We start from the raw sequence: 17,846 nt of genomic DNA on the forward strand, positions 1-17,846 counted from the left end.
AATGCGCAACTGTTGATAAATTACCACAAAAAAAAACCTTCGTTTTATAAATTTTTGCGTATTTACAATTTCAAAGTGTTTTGATAGTATATGGGCATAACAAGGAGATGAGTTGTGATCAACAAGCCTTCTGGTTATAAAAAAGACAATCACTTATATTTTGATAGACGGAGGGTTCCCTTAGCACGAAATTCGTAGAAATCCCTTTATACGATGTAATGTAACCCCATAACCCCAAACCCCAAAACATAGGAATCCTCCACTCCCCCCTTCTTAACAGCCTGTCGCATAAGCGACGGGCTGTTTTTATGTTCTGAAAAACAGGGGGGATTTAGAGTTTCATATTGGATGCGCTTATGGCGTTACCGAGTTCTGTGAGACTTTCCACGAAGGCTGCGTATTTGCATATGTCAGTCATCTTAGATTTTCTTTTGCTATTTCCGAGAATGCTATAGATATAATCTCTTGACTGTTCGATTATATATGTTGGCGTTGTGTCGTGCTCGTTGTTGAATAACATGGATTTGAAGTTCTGAAAAAAAGAATAAATTTCATAATCTATAGAATTGTCATTCCGCTGCATGTATTCGAGAAGCATATCGATATAGCGCAAAGCTGAGTGTACGTACAGGATAGAGTTTTCGTTTATGTACAGTACGGTTTCCGGCACAAAGAAAGATGGATGTGCGAAACCTTTTATGCTGTGCAGGGCTTCCATTTTCTGGGTGGCTGACTGGTTGAACGAGTAACGGTTTTTGTATTGTTCAATGATAGAGAGCGTGTCCGCTGAATTATTTTTTGCTATTACGCGCCGTCTCTCGTTGATGTACAGTTTTAACTCCAATAGAAGAAAATATATATCCGGGGATGAAAAACGCTGCGAGTTTTTGATATACGGAAATGAACCTGTCATTCTTCTGAAAAATGAGTCTGCTGTGGCATAATTGTTTATTATGCTGATGGCGGCATCTACATTGAAATTCTGGACAAATTCCCTGGTTGCGGGCTGATACACTGTCTCGTTGTCAATGCGGGATACATAGGAACTAAGAAAGATTATCTTCTCTTCTGCGGTGAGTTCGTATCCGTTGAGGTTACAATAATTGATGGCGGAACAGGGGGCATCGGTTTGTGTTTCGGCATTGTTTAAGTCTGTCATAATGATCTCCTTTGTTTTTGTATGGATAAAAATGTAGCACTTTAACGCGATAAGTGGTAGGATATTTATGGATACAAAATTGTACAATATGTATAAATGTATACAATGGAGGAGAGAGATGAATAGAAGGAGAACAAAAAAGGGGGCGTCGGATTCTACAGAAATGGTAGATACGATAGGCTTCAATATGCGGGATATCCGCAAAAACAGCAGATCTTCGAAGTATACGGTAAAGTATATGGTTGCGGAGATAAATGAGCTCCTGCCGGAGAATCATAAGATAACAGAAGGGATATATTACAAGTGGGAGAATGAGGAGAGGCTTCCGACAGCGCGGCACATTCCGGCTATAGCTAGTGTTCTCGGTGTGTCTGAGACTGCACTTTTTCACTGGCAGGGTATGAAGAATGGAACTGTCAACAGCAAATATAGTCAACTGGTTGAGAGCGTTAAAGCACTTGGAGATGACAAGACGGCTGATATAGCCTGGCTTGCATCGGGTTGGTCAGGTGACCTTAAAGCTCTGGTTGAATTTGACATGCTGTATGCAAGTCTGCCTGCGGAGGACAGACGGGATGTGGCATCTCTTGGAATAAGATTATATGATGTGTGCAGGAAAGAGGGCAGACTGAATCCGGATGTGCCATCTGTGGATTTCTCTTATTTGCAGCAGGCTCTCAGGGATCTGTGGGCATCAAAGTAAGATATAATTGCACAAATAAAAAAAATATCTTTGTCCTTTTTGACAAAATATCCAACTTGACATGGTAAAAATCAAAAAAATCTTGACTTGTGCACAAAAAAAGCTATGATAATATCAAGGGCAACCGATTGCGCATGGAGTGTTGCGCAAATGCGGTGATATGTGCTGAACAAAAGGAGACTTGAACATGGAGACAAAAGAGTCAGGCCAGAAGATGACCATTTCTGATGTGGCTGAGGCGTTAAATATATCTAAGACTACAGTATCGAGAGCGATTTCCGGAAAGGGAAGGATCGGTGCCGAGACAAGGCGGAGAGTTCTCGAGTATATAGAGGAGCATAATTATAAGCCAAGCGTTATAGCGAAGGGGCTGGCACAGTCAAAATCCTATAATATAGGATGGGTCATGCCGAGCGACTACAGCGTGGTGGATCTGCCGTTCTTTCAGAAGTGCCTGATGGGATTGCTGGAGATGGCTGCGCCAGTGGATTATGATGTGCTTGTGTGTACAGTGTCACCGGATGATATGAGCCAGTTGGAGAGAATTGTTGAGAATCATAAGGTGGATGGGGTTGTACTTGGAAGAACTCTTGTGAATGATGCCCCGGCAGAATATCTCAAGGAAAAAAAGATACCATTTGTTGTGGTTGGAAGTATGGATGATGACAATGTTGTCCAGGTTGATCATGATCACAGAAGTGCATGCCGTGAGCTTACATCTATACTGCTTGCCAAAGGAATGACTAAGGTAGCCCTCATGGGTGGCAATAAGAATCATGTGGTAACCCTCAACAGGTATAGAGGATATCTTGATGCGATGGAGGATATGGAGGTACCGGTAGATAACAGCCTGGTATACTTTGATATAGATAATTCCGTATTATGTGAACATGCCATTGAAGAGATAATGAAGCAGAAAGCAGAATGCATACTGTGTATGGATGATGGAATATGCCAGAATGTACTTAATATACTGGATAAGAAGGGCATAAAGGTGCCAACTGATGTGAGAGTTGCGTCATTCTACAACAGCTCACTTCTGAACAATTACCAGCCTGCGATCACATCGCTCCAGTTTGATCCGCGTGAGCTTGGAATGGTGGCATGTAAACTGCTGGTGGATTTTATAGAGGGCAACGAAGTTAAGAAGAAGACACATCTGGGTTATGAACTCAGATTAAAAGAGTCAACGAAGTAATTCATAGTTATATATCCTTCCTAGAGGGGCGTCAGTGTTTGGCTGACGCCCTGTTTTTATGTGAAAAGGGCCAGAATATGCGCAATATGCGCAAAAAATGATGCGCGACGGGCATGAAAATACACCATAGAATATTGCTGTTATAGCAATATTCTATGGTGTAACAAAGAGGAAAGTAATGAAAAAACGGCCTAAATGAGTGTAATAATGGCTAGAAAAGGAAATGAAACATGAAAATCTCACATATGGGATTGCGGATGATTAACAAATATTACCATATATAGTGTGCAACGCAAACGGGTGCGCAAAATATAACGAACATGGAAACGTTTCCGAATGAAGCGGCTTGTGCAAAATGTATATTTTTTTATTTTAAAAGTTATATGAATTAGTAGTTGACAACAATAAACAGAACTGATAATATATAACCATAAAGAACAACCGATTGCGCACGGGAAACAATAAGGGCAACTAATTTTCTTATTATTTATTTAAAGAGGAGGACATAAGAATGAGAAAGAAAGTTTTATCATTAACACTTGTTGCTGCGATGATGGCAGGATGCCTTGCGGGATGTGGCAACGCAGATTCAAAGGACGAAGGAACAACAGCAGCTGCCGGCGATAGCACAGCACAGGCTGAAGCATCAGATGATGCAATTCAGAACTTAATTGATGCAACAACAGGAACTGTAGATCTTTCGGTATGGGCTTCTGAGGAAGATCAGGATCTCACAACACAGGTTATTGAAGAATTCAAGAAAAAGTATTCAGATGTTGACTTCAACATCACACTCGGAGCCGAGTCAGAGTCAAAGGCAAAGGATGATATCCTGGTAGACGTTGAGGCTGCTCCTGATGTATTCGCATTTGCTGATGACCAGATCAATGAGCTGGTTAAGGCTGGTGCACTTCAGCCGGTACAGGCTACATATACTTTTGATGTTGCAAACGAGAATGTAGCAGCTTCTGTTGAGGCAGCTTCTGTTGATGGAACATTATATGCATATCCAATGACAGCAGATAACGGATACTTCATGTTCTATGATTCATCAGTATTCACAGAGGATGATGTTCAGTCACTGGATGCTATGATCGAGGCAGCAAAGAAGGCAAATAAGAAGATTGCTATGAACGTATCAGATGCCTGGTATGTATACTCATTCTTCCAGGGTGCAGGTCTTGACCTTACACTTAACGATGACGGACTTACAAATACATGTACTTGGAATCAGGCAGGCGGTACAGACGTAGCTCAGGCAATTCTTGATCTCTTTAAGACTGGCGCATTTGTAGATATGGATGATCCTACACAGGCAACAGCAATCGCTGAGGGTACGATCTGTGCAGCAGTTAACGGAACATGGAGAGCGGCAGACGCTCAGGCAGCATGGGGCGAGAACTATGCTGCAGCTAAGCTTCCTACATACACAGTTGCAGGCAAGCAGGTTCAGATGGCTTCATTCTCAGGATGCAAGCTTGTAGGTGTAAACCCACATTCAAAGAACGTAGGCTGGTCAATGCTTCTTGCTGAGTATCTTACATCAGAGGATACACAGGTTACAAGATTTAAGCAGAGAGGCCTTGGTCCTTCAAACATCAACGCTTCAGAGTCAGAAGAAGTTAAGGCTGATCCAGCTATATCAGCTCTTGCAGCTCAGGCAGCATATGCAACACCACAGCGTGTAGGCGGCAACTACTGGACACCAGCTGAGACACTTGGTTCAATCCTTGCCCAGGGCAATCCAGACGGAACAGATCTTCAGAAGCTTCTCGACAACGCTGTAGAAGGAATTGAGGCACCTGTATCACAGGAGTAATTTTAAATAAGAAGTACTTTGAATAATATTTATAAGTTATAATGAGAATGCCTCATATGTCATTCGTGGCATATGGGGCATTTTAAAAAGAGAGGAGCTTTTTCATGAAGAAAATATCAGGATTCTTTAAAGCCATAGGAAGATACTTCAAGAATTTTGGTGTTGCTTTTGCAAAAGGTGATATATGGGTTAAGCTCTCAGCGGTTATCATGGGTGCAGGTTACTTCGCAAGAAAGCAGATCGTCAATGGTTTGATCATGCTCATCGTTGAGGCTGCGTTTGTGTTGATGTGCGTAGGCTATGCGGCACCAAACCTTGCCAAATTTGGAACTCTTGGAACTGTAAAGTTTGAGCAGGTATTTGATCCACTCACCATGCAGACAACCACTAATAATTACGACAATTCTTTCCAGATCCTTCTCAATTCGGTGGTTGCGTTGTTCATCATTCTTATATTCGTGCTTTTCTACATTCACAATATCAAGACAGTGTACAAGCTTCAGCAGATGAAGGAAAATGGAGAACATATAAATACATTCAAGGAAGATATGAAGTCACTCTTCAACGAGAAGTTCCACATAACACTTCTCACACTTCCGACAATTGGTGTAGTCATAATGAATATTCTGCCGATACTTATTCTTATAGCGGTGGCATTTACCAATTATGACCAGCAGCACCTTCCACCAAACTCACTGTTTACATGGGTGGGCTTCAAGAACTTCGCAAGCCTGTTTTCAAACAGCATGACAGTCACATTTGGATATTCATTCAGAAAGGTTCTTGGCTGGACACTTGTATGGGCGGTCATGGCAACATTTACCACATTCATAGGCGGTATCCTTCTTGCCAAGGCGATCAATTCCAAGACAACCAAGCTGCCAAAGATGTGGAGAACACTTTTCATCATATCAATAGCAGTTCCGCAGTTCGTAACACTGCTTTTGGTTAGAAACTTCTTCGCTGATTCCGGTATTGTGAACACTATCTGCTCAAATATTGGTATCACAGACATGCTTAAGCATGTAGGACTTGTCGGTGAACATCTTACATATATACCGTTCCTGACCGATCCTCACTGGGCAAAGGTAATGATCATTCTCATCAATATCTGGGTCGGTGTTCCATACCAGATGCTGATCGCAACAGGTGTTCTGATGAATATACCTACAGATCAGATCGAGAGTGCAAAGATTGATGGAGCAACAAATTTCCAGGTGTTCTGGAAGATCACAATGCCATATATCCTGTTCATTCAGGGCCCGGCACTTATAACAGACTTTGTAAAGAATATCAACAACTTCAACGTAATCTACCTGCTCACACAGGATGTATTCGTCACACAGAATCAGGCGCTTGCCAATTCGCATGCAAAGGAAGTTGACCTTCTTGTTACATGGTTGTTCAGACTTACAAATGAATACTACGACTACAAGATGGCATCTGTTATCGGTATCATAGTATTTATCATATGTGCAGCATTTACACTTATATCATTCTCAAGAATGATCTCAGGAGATAAAGAGGAGGAGTACCAGTAATGAAGAAAACAATAGGTTCAATCGTTAAACATATCGTATTACTTGTCCTCGCGGTTATCTGGCTGGTTCCGATCATCTGGCTGGTTGTCACCTCATTCAGCGGATATAAGGGAATCAACACAGCGCATTTCTTCCCAACTAGCTGGTCTATGGACAACTTTGTTCAGCTGCTCACAAGACCTGATTCGGTTGTGCAGTATGTGTCATGGTTCAAGAATACACTTATCATTGCAGTATTTACATGTATCATCTCTACTATATTTGTAATTATGGTCAGCTATGCGATGAGTTGTATGAGATTCAACGGCAGAAAACAGATCATGAGTGCGTCGCTGATACTCAATATGTTCCCTGGCCCACTTCTCATGATAGCAATTTACTTTATCCTGAAGATGCTGGGACTTACAAACAGCCATTTCGGTATGATCATAGTTTACTCAGCGGGATCGGGACTTGGATTCCTCATCATGAAGGGATTCATGGACACAATACCAATGTCACTTAAGGAGGCTGCCAGACTTGAGGGCGCTTCGGAGGCAAAGATATTTACGAAGGTAATTCTTCCTCTGTGTAAGCCAATAGTAGTGTATCAGGTAATCAGTTCTTTCCTTATACCTTGGGGCGATTTTGTATTCGCAAAGCTTATGCTCAACTCAGGAGTTTCGAAGGACTGGACAGTAGCTATAGGTCTTTACAATATGCTTGAAAAATCACTTGTCAACAAATACTTCTCAGTATTCTGTGCCGGCGGTATCGTGGTAGCTATCCCTATCTCAATACTGTTCGTCATCATGCAGAAGTACTATGTAGAGGGTGTAACTGGCGGTTCTGTAAAGGGTTAAGGCGGACGGACGCCGCTGTGGCTGAGACCGGCAGAATTTACAGGCGGCGGTCTGAGAGAAATGAGAAAATTTATTTTGGGCAGGTGTCTGCGTACCGGATGGACCACATATGGATGGTGGTGTGGATGCCTGCTATAATTAGCCCTAAAATAGGGCAGACAGGATGAAAAATGAGGATATTGTCGCTTATTTGGGGACAATTATCTTTAGATCAAAAGGTTACAACATATACGAAATAGGAGATTTAAGATATGGAGAATACATTTATTGTAAACATTATCCATCGTCCTGAGATGGTTCCTGAGTATGCCGAGAAGGTTACAGGCCATGGTCAGGCAGAGGATATCGGAAGAAAAGCTCTCCTCACAGAGTCACTGGACATATTCAAGTTCCAGCAGGAGACAGCTCACAAGAACGGACTCAAGACTACTATTCAGATGACATATGCCAGTCTTTTCAATGAGGAGGCTGTGTCACTGGCAAAGGAGCACCACGAGAAGTACGGAGATGAGATAGCGCTCTCACTTCTCGGACTTCCTTGCACAGAGTTCAGAGAGAAGTACAAGACCAAGGACTTCTGTATCTGGATGTTCTCAATGGATGACAAGAAGAATATCGTTGATGACGTATTTGGAAAGTTCCATGATATATTTGGCTTCTACCCTGAATCAACTGGTTCATACTACATGGACGCCGAGCTCACAAACTACATCAAGGAGAAGTACCCATCAGTCAAGTGTGCAGTTGCAACATGCTGGGAGGAGGGCCCTAAGGCTTACCACACATGTAACAACTCATGGTACACACTGTTTGATGGCGGCCCATGGAATCCATGGATACCTTCAAAGCAGAACACACATGCACCTGCAGCAAATGAGGCTGAGGACAGCGGAATCGTCGCTATCCCTCATCTTTCAAGAGATCTGCTGGCATGTTACGATGGAAATGGTTCTAACTTTGGTACACATCCACAGAACGTTCTCCGTGGAATGATCTATGACAGCAAGACATGGGAGTACCCATATCTGTACAACCTTATCGACCAGTATCGTCATCTGGCTAAGTTCAACAATGGATATTCATACAACATGATGTTCGTTGGACCGGGCTGGCTGAATAAGATGGGACGCTGGGAGGCTCCATACGAGCTGCTCAAGAAGAGCTACGAGGATGGAATGAAGTATTATGGCGACCTGAAGAAGGAAGGCAAATGTATTGACATGACAATGGCTGAATTTGCTGACTTCTACAGAGAGAACAAGACATACGAGGAGCCTGAGTGTGCTCTTTGGAAGGATATACTGTACGGATCAGACAAGCAGATATTCTGGTACTGCGATCCATACATGAGAGCCCAGATCAACATGGATCAGGGCGGTGCGATCGTTGACCTCAGACCATACGCTGCAAAGCTCAACTGGCCTGTAGGTATCGGAACTCCACATGTTCAGGATGCTTCATATCCATTCCTGATCCAGGAGAAGTACAGAGCAGGATATTTCACACACTATGCTGGAGAGGGTACTGTAAGAAGTGCCAAGATCAGCTACAAGGGTGAGGAGGTCGACCTCTGTCTGTGCAGAACAAAGGCAACATTCTCGCAGGAGGGAAGCACAAGAATCCTTACACTTGACCCGGTTGACATCGAGTTCTACGATCTGACAGTTAAACTTCAGACAAAGATATATTTTGAGGAGGGTTCATCCAAGATAAGACATGAGAGAACTATCCTCGAGATGAGCAACCCTGATGCAGAGGTTGAGATCAATGAGTACATGGTGGCATGCTACGGTACAACAGAGTACCCAGAGGACATGACAGGAATCACTCTCACAGCAAAGAATGCTTCAGAGAGCAAGTCACTCACATATGAGTACAAGTGCAGAGAAGAGGATCTCGCAAGCGCCGATGAGGTGTCAGCAGTTATACCTGCGATCGAGACAAAGGCTGCCATGGGAGCATCTGGCAGCGATGCAACAGGATATTTCAAAGAGGGATATGCGTTCTCGCCAATGTTCACTCTTGGTTATACAAAGACACTTAAGGATAAGGAGGTATTTTCAACATGGCTCAGTCTGGAAAAGGCAAATTAAATTACAGATGTCCAATGTGTTTTATGAGAGATCTGGATATAGATATGTTCTATGATAAGGACAAGAAGGAATACTACTGTATCCGTTGCCAGTATGTTGGACCAGAGGAGGACGTTCTGGCAAAGAACGAGCTCATCAGAATAAAATATGGAAGAATGTATGACAGGATTACATTTGACGACTAGGTGACAGATGTCATCTTGATAGAAGGCCGCCGACAGATGAAGATGAACTGGTACATCAGGAGTATGCAGAACATTTTTCTTCGGCGGCTGTTCTTGGTTATAACAGGCAGTAAAATAAATGCAGGTGAAGGAGACAAAAATATGGCAGATTATATAAAGGGCGTGGATCTCTCCGCTGTTGCCGAGGTTGAAGAGTTGGGTGCGAAATATTATGACAATGGTGTGCAGGGAGATATATTTGACATACTTAAGAACTATGGTGTGAATTCTGTGAGACTTCGTCTGTGGAATGATCCGTACACGGAGGACGGCGTACCTTATGGTGCGGGCACAAATGACCTTGAGGTATACAAGAAACTCTCGAAGCGCGCTATGGATCATGGAATGAGCATTCTACTTGATTATCACTACAGTGATTTCTGGGCTGACCCGGGCAAGCAGAGGGTGCCGAAGGCGTGGAGAGGCATGGATGCGGATCAGCTTGAGCAGGCTGTGTACGACTACACAAGGGAGACTCTTTTAGAGATGAAAGATGCGGGCGTTTTACCTCAGCTTGTTCAGGTTGGAAACGAGCTTACAAACGGACTGATGTGGCCGCTGGGACAGAAGCCGGAGTATGACAATATCGCGAAGTTTGTGAGCGCAGGAATAAGGGCGGTCAGATCGGTTGACTCTGATATTCCGGTCATGATACATCTCGACAATGGCGGCAACAATCCTATGTATGTGGACTGGTTTGATAACTACATGGAAAGAGGAGAAAATTTTGATATAATTGGAATGTCGTATTATCCGTTCTGGCATGGAACCATGAAGGAGCTGGAGGCAAATATGCGGGATATGGCGGATAGATATGGCAAAAAGATAGTTATTGCTGAGGTTTCCATGGGATTTACCATGGAGGACTATGCTGACTATGAGAAACTGGGGCCTGACGATAGAAAGGGCTATGCCACAAAACCTTCACTGGTGGAGAATCTTGACTACTCTATGACACCTGAGGGACAGGCGGAATTTATGAACGACATAATGAAACTGATAGATGATGTTCCTGGTGGTGATGGCTTTTATTATTGGGAGGCAGGCTGGATACCAGTACCGGGAAGCGGCTGGGCTACGGAAGGTGCTCTGTCATATATAGAGGAGTCTGGACCATGCGGAAATGAATGGGCAAATCAGGCACTTTTTGATTATGACGGACATGCTCTGCCGGCACTTAAGACTATACGTGATTACAAGCCGCTGCACAGCGACTATCCACTTAAGTGAATTATGGGGACGGAGGTGTCTGTCCCCTCCGTCCCCGTGGTTTCTGATAGTAAAGTACATATTTTTGATACATTTGGATATGTTTTGGTTGGGCGGGTCTGTGTATAATATATACAGATGCGCCCTTTTAATATATTTGGCAAATTTACAGATGGGGGACAGGACGGGTTGTTCTGATTGATCAGGAGGTAAGGTATGAAAAAAGTAGCATTGTTCATGGATGGCTGGAAGAGGTATTTCACCTACGCCTGGCCGCTGGGATTTATGCAGAAGATAAAGGAGGCCAGGGCTGATGTGAATTTGTACATATTCAACAGCAATGGCAATTGGAACAGGGACGACGGTTACAGCTATGGAGAATACAATATATATAATCTGCCGGAGCTGACAGACTTTGATGGGATCATAATATCTGTCAACAATATCAAATATCCGGAAGTCACGGCGGAACTGCTGGACAGGATAAGGAAGAGCGGAGTTCCGGCTATAAGCCTCGAGACTGCTTTTGACGGTCTGCATTTTGTGGGTATAGACAATTATGATGCCATGTATGACATGACTCGGCATATGATAGAGAAACACGGTGCGAAGAAGGTGTGGTATCTTGCCGGACCGAAGGACAACTATGAGGCTCAGGAGAGATGCCGGGCATTCAGGGACTGTATGGATGAATATGGCCTGACTGTGGATGATGAGGATGTCCTGTTTGGAGATTTTGGTTTCAATGACGGTGTGACGGGCTTTGAGGAGCTGCTCAGAGCACATGGACATACGTGTATAAAACACGAGAAGGATGGACCTGATTACGGCGGCCCTGCGGAGGTGTACGGTGAGATAACCAGTGGCAGTTTTGCGGATTCTGCTCCGAATGCCGAGGCTTCGAATAATGATGAGATGGATGATAGAAGGCTGGAAGAACGGGAGATAGTGAAGAAGATCCTTCCAGATGCAATAATCTGTGCAAATGACAACCTGGCTGTGGGTGTGTGCAACAGAGCTGAAGCACTTGGACTTTCAGTGCCAAAGGATTTTAAGGTTACAGGATTCGACAACTTTGATAAAGCAGCGTACTATACGCCGCGCATAACAACGGTGAGCAGGATCCGTGAGAAGATCGGAGCTGCGGCTGCAGAGATCATGTTGAATATATGGGCGGGAAACAATCCGGATACCAGCTCCTATATAGATTATAATTGTATATTTACGGAGAGTTGTGGCTGTGGCACGGATGCTATGCTGAACGGCAGACAGTACCTGAAGAATTATATAATGGGAGTTGTGGAACGCGAGGAGATAGATGAGAGCACACTTGACTTCACGCATTTGCTCAGCAAATGTGGTGATTACAGTGGCCTTTATCCATGTGTACAGACGGCATATTCACAGGCAGAGTGTAAGAAATGCGTTATGGTTGTCGACAGATCCCTTGTGGAGATGGGGGAAGCTGGCCCGACTCTCTCAGCAGCATACGATGAGGATGTATTTGCTGTGAAAGGCTATCCTCAGAGAATGCAGATCGTGTACAGGCAGGGCATAGCTGATGACGGTGACGATACATACCATAGTATGTTTCCTCTTTTGGATGATGAGACAGGCGGCAATATATTTTTATTTGCGCCATTTCATTTCGGAGAAAAGGCAGTTGGGTTCTGCTGTGTCGAAAATGGATATTACCTCATGGATAAGCAGCTTTGGTCAACTGTAATGAGCGAAGTGAATGTAGCCATGATAAACCTGTTCAACAAATGGAGGCTAGAGCAGATCAATCAGGAGCTTACGGCGATATCCATAAAGGATCCACTTACCCAGATATATAACAGGGAAGGTATGAGACAGATCGCCGCAAAGGCATTTGACAAGGCTGCGGGTCAGGGCAGGGCACTTCTCATAATGTTTGCCGATATGGACAAGCTCAAATATATAAATGACACTTATGGTCACGAGTACGGAGACAAAGCTATAAGGAGTGCCGCAAGAGCCATAGCAGGTGGAGGCGGAATAAGCAGTATTCCGGTTCGATACGGCGGAGATGAATTTGTATCCATATCTATATATGATGAGACGGAATCTCCTGAGGAAAGAAAGACGGCGATCCTTGAGAAAGCCAGGGAGATAGCTACACAGGAGAAGCTTCCATTTGCCTTGGAGTTTAGTATAGGTTATGTTATAACAGACCCGGATGGTGATAAAACCCTTGAGGAGTATGTGAGGGAGGCGGATCACAGCATGTATCAGGAGAAGATACAGAGAAGGGTAAGCAGATAATAATAAAAAATTATCAAAAAATGGAGAATCAGGTTTTATGTGCTGATTCTCTATTTTCATTTGGTATGTTATAATTAACTGTCATGATCCAATTCGCCGTTCGCCAATCATGCAAGCGTGTTGGCTCACTTGCGCTCATTATATCATATCGACTGTCGGCTCAATGAGGACATTCGCATTATGACGTCTTGCGCAAGCGCATCCGTCGCAATGCTCATTATATCATGTGGACACAACGTGGATTATTTATATTAGATACTTAGGATCAAAAGGAGGATATACAATGTTTAAGAATGTAACAGACACAGTATTTTATGTGGGTGTGGATGACAAGGACATAGACCTGTTCGAGAATCAGTACATCGTGCCAAACGGAATAGCGTACAACTCATATGTCATCATGGACGAGAAGATAGCTATCATGGACATGGTGGATGCAAAGTGTGCAGACCAGTGGTTTGCAAATGTGGCAGAGGTGCTTGGCGACAGAAAGCCGGATTATCTCATCATATCCCATCTTGAGCCGGATCATTCCGCCAATCTTGGTGATGTGCTTGCAAAGTATCCGGATATCAAGATCGTGTCGAATGCCAAGCTTTTCGGAATGCTTCCAAATTTCTTCGAGGTTCCTGTGGCTGACAGAAGCGTGACAGTTGCGGAGGGACAGACACTCTCACTTGGAAGCCATACGCTCCAGTTCTTCATGGCTCCTATGGTCCACTGGCCTGAGGTTATGGTCACATATGAACAGAGTGAGAAGATACTTTTCTCAGCGGATGCATTTGGCAAGTTCGGCACTCTGGATACCGACGAGGACTGGGCATGCGAGGCGAGAAGATATTACTTCAATATAGTAGGAAAGTATGGAATGCCTGCACAGGCACTTCTGAAGAAGGCAGCAGGACTGGATATCCAGAAGATATGTGCACTCCACGGACCAATCCTCACAGAGAATCTTGAATATTACATAGGCAAATATCAGCTGTGGTCAACCTACACACCTGAGGATGAGGGAATCTTCATCGCATACTGCAGTCTACATGGCAACACAGAGAAGGCTGCAAAGAAACTGGCGGAGATACTTGAGGCAAAGGGTGCGCCAAAGGTTGCGATATCAGACCTCTCAAGGGATGATATGGCAGAGTGTATAGAGGATGCATTCAGATACGACAGACTGGTTCTGGCAGCCCCAACATATGATGGCGGTGTGATGCCTGTCATGGCGGATTTCATCAACCACCTGAAGATGAAGGCGTACCAGAAGAGAAAAGTGGCATTCATTGAGAATGGTTCGTGGGCTCCAATGGCAGCCAAGCTCATGAAGGAACAGATGTCAGCGATGAAGGATATAGAGATCGTGGACGAGCACGTGACCATAAAGTCCGCGTTCAAGCAGTCGGATGTGGCAGCACTCGAAGCTTTGGCTGGAAAACTGTTATAAGAGATAAGGATAATAAACATAAAGTAAGTCTGAAACCGACTTACATACGTAGTTATTATTCATCTAACAGGTGAGTTGTCACAATAAAGTTGTTACACAGAGTTGCTATACATATCGTGAGCAGGGAATTTGAGCCCGCCGGTCCTTAGGTGACGCTGTGAGGCGGCACCTTAGTACCGCTGCAGGGCGAAATAAGCGGAAGCAACCCAGCGAATGATATGTATACCAACTCTGTGTTCAAAGAAAAATTGGCAACTCACCGTCATATCAATAATATAAGGAAGGTGTAAGACATGGCTAAGTCCATGGTTTCCGGTAAGCCCCTCAGTCTGATGCTGCAGTTTGCCACCCCGCTCTTGCTCGGCAATCTGCTCCAGCAGACGTACAATATAATAGATGCGGCTATTGTGGGGCAGATACTGGGAGATAAGGCTCTGGCTGGAGTTGGAGCAAGCAGCAGTATACAGTTTCTGGTTCTGGGATTCTGTATGGGCTGTTGCACAGGATTTGGTGTTCCTGTTGCAAAGTTTTTTGGTGCAAATAATCTGCACAAGATGAGAAAGTATATATTTAACGGCGCGGTGCTGACGGGCATCATAGCGTTGATAGTCACGATTGTATGTTCGGTGTGCTGTAATCAGATACTTCATCTGCTTTCGGTTCCGCAGGATATATATGACAAGGCATATGCTTATCTTATAGTTATATTCCTAGGAATTCCGTTCACACTCATGTACAACTATCTGTCAAGTGTGCTCAGGTCTCTGGGAGACAGCAGAACGCCGTTCGTGTTTCTGGCGTTCTCGGCAATACTCAACATATTCCTTGACCTGTTCTGTATAGTTGTCCTCAAATGGGACTGCGCCGGTGCGGCTATAGCAACCATCACGGCACAGGCGGTGAGTGGAATATTGTGTCTTGTATATATCTTCAAGAAGGTTCAGATCATGCATCTTGAGGCGGAGGACAGGGAGATAGAGGGCTCTGCAGTGAAGGAACTTCTCGTCATGGGAATTCCGACAGGCCTGCAGTTCTCTATAACAGCCATAGGAAGTATGGTCATGCAGTCCGCAAATAACAAGCTGGGCAGCGTGTACGTATCAGGCTTTACAGCCGGTATGAGGATAAAGCAGTTTACTATGTGTCCATTTGACGCATTTGCAACTGCGGCTTCTGTATTCTGCAGCCAGAATCTTGGGGCCGGACAGGCGAAACGTATAAAACAGGGCTTGAGGCAGGCGATAGCAGTCGCAGTGGGATATGGATTGATAGCAGGACTTATCATGATATTCTTTGGCAGACCGCTCTCAATGATATTTGTAAAGAAGAGCGCAGTCGACGTACTTGATGCCTCTGCGAAATACCTCAGATGTATGGGATTCTTCTACTGGAGTCTCGGTATACTGAACGTGGCGCGTATGGTGACACAGGGACTTGGATATTCCGGTCGGGCTATATTCTCAGGTGTTACAGAGATGGCGGCCAGGATCATAGTGAGCCTGGGATTTGTCGGAACATTTGGATTCACAGCCATCTGCTTTGCTGATCAGACGGCATGGGTCACCGCGACCATCTACATATTGCCGACATGTCTCTACTGCGTGAAGAAGTCCACGGCGAAGATTGCTGCGGGAACGGTGTGATATGGAAAAGATAAAAATGCGTATGAATAACCGAGACTGTTGTCTGAGGATTCATACGCATTTTATAGTTGTGACATATTCGGGTTATATTACTTTTCCTTGCTGTCATCAAGCAGCTTGGGAGTGTTGGAGTTTAATGGGGATAGTATGCTGCGCCCTATCTGCTTTTCAAGGGATTCACGTGCATTTCTGGCAATATTGCCACCTTGGATGGTAGCATCTGTGGCCTCGGTTATACCTTGAGGATTAGTTGCCTTTGATATCTCTGTTGTTGATATCTCTGCAAGAGCATTCAGGACAAGCTCTGTGTTAGTCATATTGTCTCTGAGATTTTCTTTTTTCAGTCCCTTAAACTTTTTATATTCTTTCACTGTCTTTCCTGACCATGCGGCAGTAAGTATGTTTGTAAGAGAAGCATACTGTCTGGAATCGGTAATGCCGGCACGTCTCCACTCATTGGTCATATCTTTGCGAATCTCTATCCCACGCATACGCTGGGCTATCCATTCTTCAGAATATCCTTTGTTGCGGTATGATTCTATAGCACGATCTATAGCAATCTGAGGATCAACTTCCTCGTCCAGACGTTGTTTGCCTACCATTGCCAGCCATTGCTTGAATGGCTCAGCCTTTTTTGACGGAATGGACTGGATAATTCTCAATAGCCCATGTGTGTTGGTTGCTTGGATTTTACGCATTTTACCATCAGCGGCTATCATTTGAATAGGGGTACAAATTGTACCCCAGTTAGCTGATAATTCTGGGTCGCGGGATCGTAACTTTTTTACATATTGTTTTGGGTCGGAACTATCGGTCAAAACGTCAATTACATCAATTATGGAAAAATACCATTCCTCCTCCTGTGAGTGCCATACTTTTCTGACTTTATCATCATATATAAATTCAAGTTCCTGTTCGCTTAACTCTGGTATATCTGATACCTCAACAGGAACAGTCGAGGAAGTATTCTCATCATATACATAAAAAAGCATAATAATCACTCCAATCCATTAAAATTTTGCCCTTAACTCCACTACCTTACCAATGATCTTGACAGGTTTATTTTTTATGGTTTCATCGTCAAAATAGAGCGGTGCATAGCTGGGGTTGGTGGAAATCAGTTCCAGTCCTTCTTTATATTTTCTCAGGCGTTTGCACACGGCGTCTTCACCAGCTATTGTAGCAATAACAGTGTCCCCTGTGTCTGCATCATCCTGTTGTCGGACAATTACAACGTCGCCGCTGCTGATCTTGGGTTCCATGCTATCCCCCTTTATTCTAAGAGCGTAGAATTTGCCAGTTTTAGCAAGACTTTCGGGTATTTCTTCTGTATCAATAATCTTTTCGGTTGAACAAAATGTTTTGTCACATGATATATAATCAAATACAGGAATTGCATATGCCTCTGATTTCTTTTGGCTTCTTATGATATCTTTTTCTTCCAGAAGATCAGACCTAGAGCAATTGAAAATAGCGCACATGTGGTCAATTTTGTCCATTCGGGGAGACTTTAGTCCGTTACACCAATTTGACACAGTTGCAGTGCTGACATTCATCTGCTTAGCAAAGGCAGCTTGAGTATATTGATATTTATTAAGAAAAAAGAAAAGATTCTTTGCAAATTGGTCATTCATTCTTCTTTCAAATTCTATATCGGACATAGTAATCAACCTCCTTTTGAACAAATT

At 43.9% G+C, this 17,846-nt stretch carries 14 protein-coding genes; 11 read left to right on the plus strand and 3 right to left on the minus strand.

Annotated elements, in window-relative coordinates:
• Positions 1–331: 331 nt before the first annotated feature.
• The gene (locus ARA78_RS05440) at positions 332–1,159 is read right to left on the minus strand and encodes a hypothetical protein (protein WP_022215969.1); all 828 of its coding nucleotides are present in this window, start codon (positions 1,157–1,159) and stop codon (positions 332–334) included.
• A gap of 118 nt (positions 1,160–1,277) precedes the next feature.
• Here ARA78_RS05440 and ARA78_RS05445 point away from each other — a divergent pair, with 118 nt between their 5' ends.
• From ARA78_RS05445 to ARA78_RS05495, 11 genes are all read left to right on the plus strand, one after another.
• A complete protein-coding gene (locus tag ARA78_RS05445) occupies positions 1,278–1,862 on the plus strand; it encodes a transcriptional regulator (protein ID WP_022217056.1) in 585 nt (194 codons plus the stop codon).
• 187 nt (positions 1,863–2,049) lie between these two features.
• The gene (locus tag ARA78_RS05450; RefSeq protein WP_022217055.1) at positions 2,050–3,060 is read left to right on the plus strand and encodes a LacI family DNA-binding transcriptional regulator; all 1,011 of its coding nucleotides are present in this window, start codon (positions 2,050–2,052) and stop codon (positions 3,058–3,060) included.
• Positions 3,061–3,571: 511 nt separating this feature from the next.
• The gene (locus ARA78_RS05455) at positions 3,572–4,879 is read left to right on the plus strand and encodes an extracellular solute-binding protein (RefSeq protein ID WP_055272112.1); all 1,308 of its coding nucleotides are present in this window, start codon (positions 3,572–3,574) and stop codon (positions 4,877–4,879) included.
• A 104-nt stretch (positions 4,880–4,983) separates the two neighbouring features.
• Positions 4,984–6,420, plus strand: coding sequence for a carbohydrate ABC transporter permease (locus ARA78_RS05460; protein WP_055272114.1), 1,437 nt, complete (start codon positions 4,984–4,986; stop codon positions 6,418–6,420).
• A complete protein-coding gene (locus ARA78_RS05465) occupies positions 6,420–7,262 on the plus strand; it encodes a sugar ABC transporter permease (RefSeq protein ID WP_022217052.1) in 843 nt (280 codons plus the stop codon). Before ARA78_RS05460 ends, ARA78_RS05465 begins: the two co-directional genes overlap by 1 nt.
• Before the next feature lie 251 nt (positions 7,263–7,513).
• On the plus strand, positions 7,514–9,355 hold the full coding sequence (locus ARA78_RS05470; RefSeq protein WP_055272116.1) for a hypothetical protein: 1,842 nt from the start codon (positions 7,514–7,516) through the stop codon (positions 9,353–9,355).
• Positions 9,328–9,540, plus strand: coding sequence for a hypothetical protein (locus tag ARA78_RS05475; RefSeq protein WP_015534553.1), 213 nt, complete (start codon positions 9,328–9,330; stop codon positions 9,538–9,540). Before ARA78_RS05470 ends, ARA78_RS05475 begins: the two co-directional genes overlap by 28 nt.
• Before the next feature lie 141 nt (positions 9,541–9,681).
• Complete coding sequence (locus ARA78_RS05480; protein WP_055272521.1) at positions 9,682–10,809, plus strand: glycoside hydrolase family 53 protein; 1,128 nt, start codon at positions 9,682–9,684, stop codon at positions 10,807–10,809.
• Between the two features lie 195 nt (positions 10,810–11,004).
• Positions 11,005–13,074, plus strand: a complete 2,070-nt coding sequence (locus ARA78_RS05485; protein WP_055280137.1) for a diguanylate cyclase — start codon at positions 11,005–11,007, stop codon at positions 13,072–13,074.
• Positions 13,075–13,357: 283 nt separating this feature from the next.
• Entirely contained in the window at positions 13,358–14,515 is a 1,158-nt protein-coding gene (locus tag ARA78_RS05490) for an FprA family A-type flavoprotein (protein ID WP_055272120.1), read from the plus strand.
• Between the two features lie 293 nt (positions 14,516–14,808).
• Positions 14,809–16,158: an MATE family efflux transporter gene (locus tag ARA78_RS05495; protein ID WP_055272122.1), complete on the plus strand. Its 1,350-nt coding sequence runs from the start codon at positions 14,809–14,811 to the stop codon at positions 16,156–16,158.
• An 89-nt stretch (positions 16,159–16,247) separates the two neighbouring features.
• Here ARA78_RS05495 and ARA78_RS05500 read toward each other — a convergent pair whose 3' ends face one another.
• Together ARA78_RS05500 and ARA78_RS13510 are read right to left on the minus strand one after the other, a co-directional pair.
• Positions 16,248–17,150, minus strand: a complete 903-nt coding sequence (locus tag ARA78_RS05500; RefSeq protein WP_082419705.1) for a Bro-N domain-containing protein — start codon at positions 17,148–17,150, stop codon at positions 16,248–16,250.
• Positions 17,151–17,168: 18 nt separating this feature from the next.
• The gene (locus ARA78_RS13510) at positions 17,169–17,819 is read right to left on the minus strand and encodes a LexA family protein (RefSeq protein ID WP_082419706.1); all 651 of its coding nucleotides are present in this window, start codon (positions 17,817–17,819) and stop codon (positions 17,169–17,171) included.
• Between the last annotated feature and the right edge of the window lie 27 nt (positions 17,820–17,846).

This window comes from Coprococcus eutactus, from assembly GCF_001404675.1.
GTDB classification, from domain to species: Bacteria; Bacillota; Clostridia; order Lachnospirales; family Lachnospiraceae; genus Coprococcus; species Coprococcus aceti.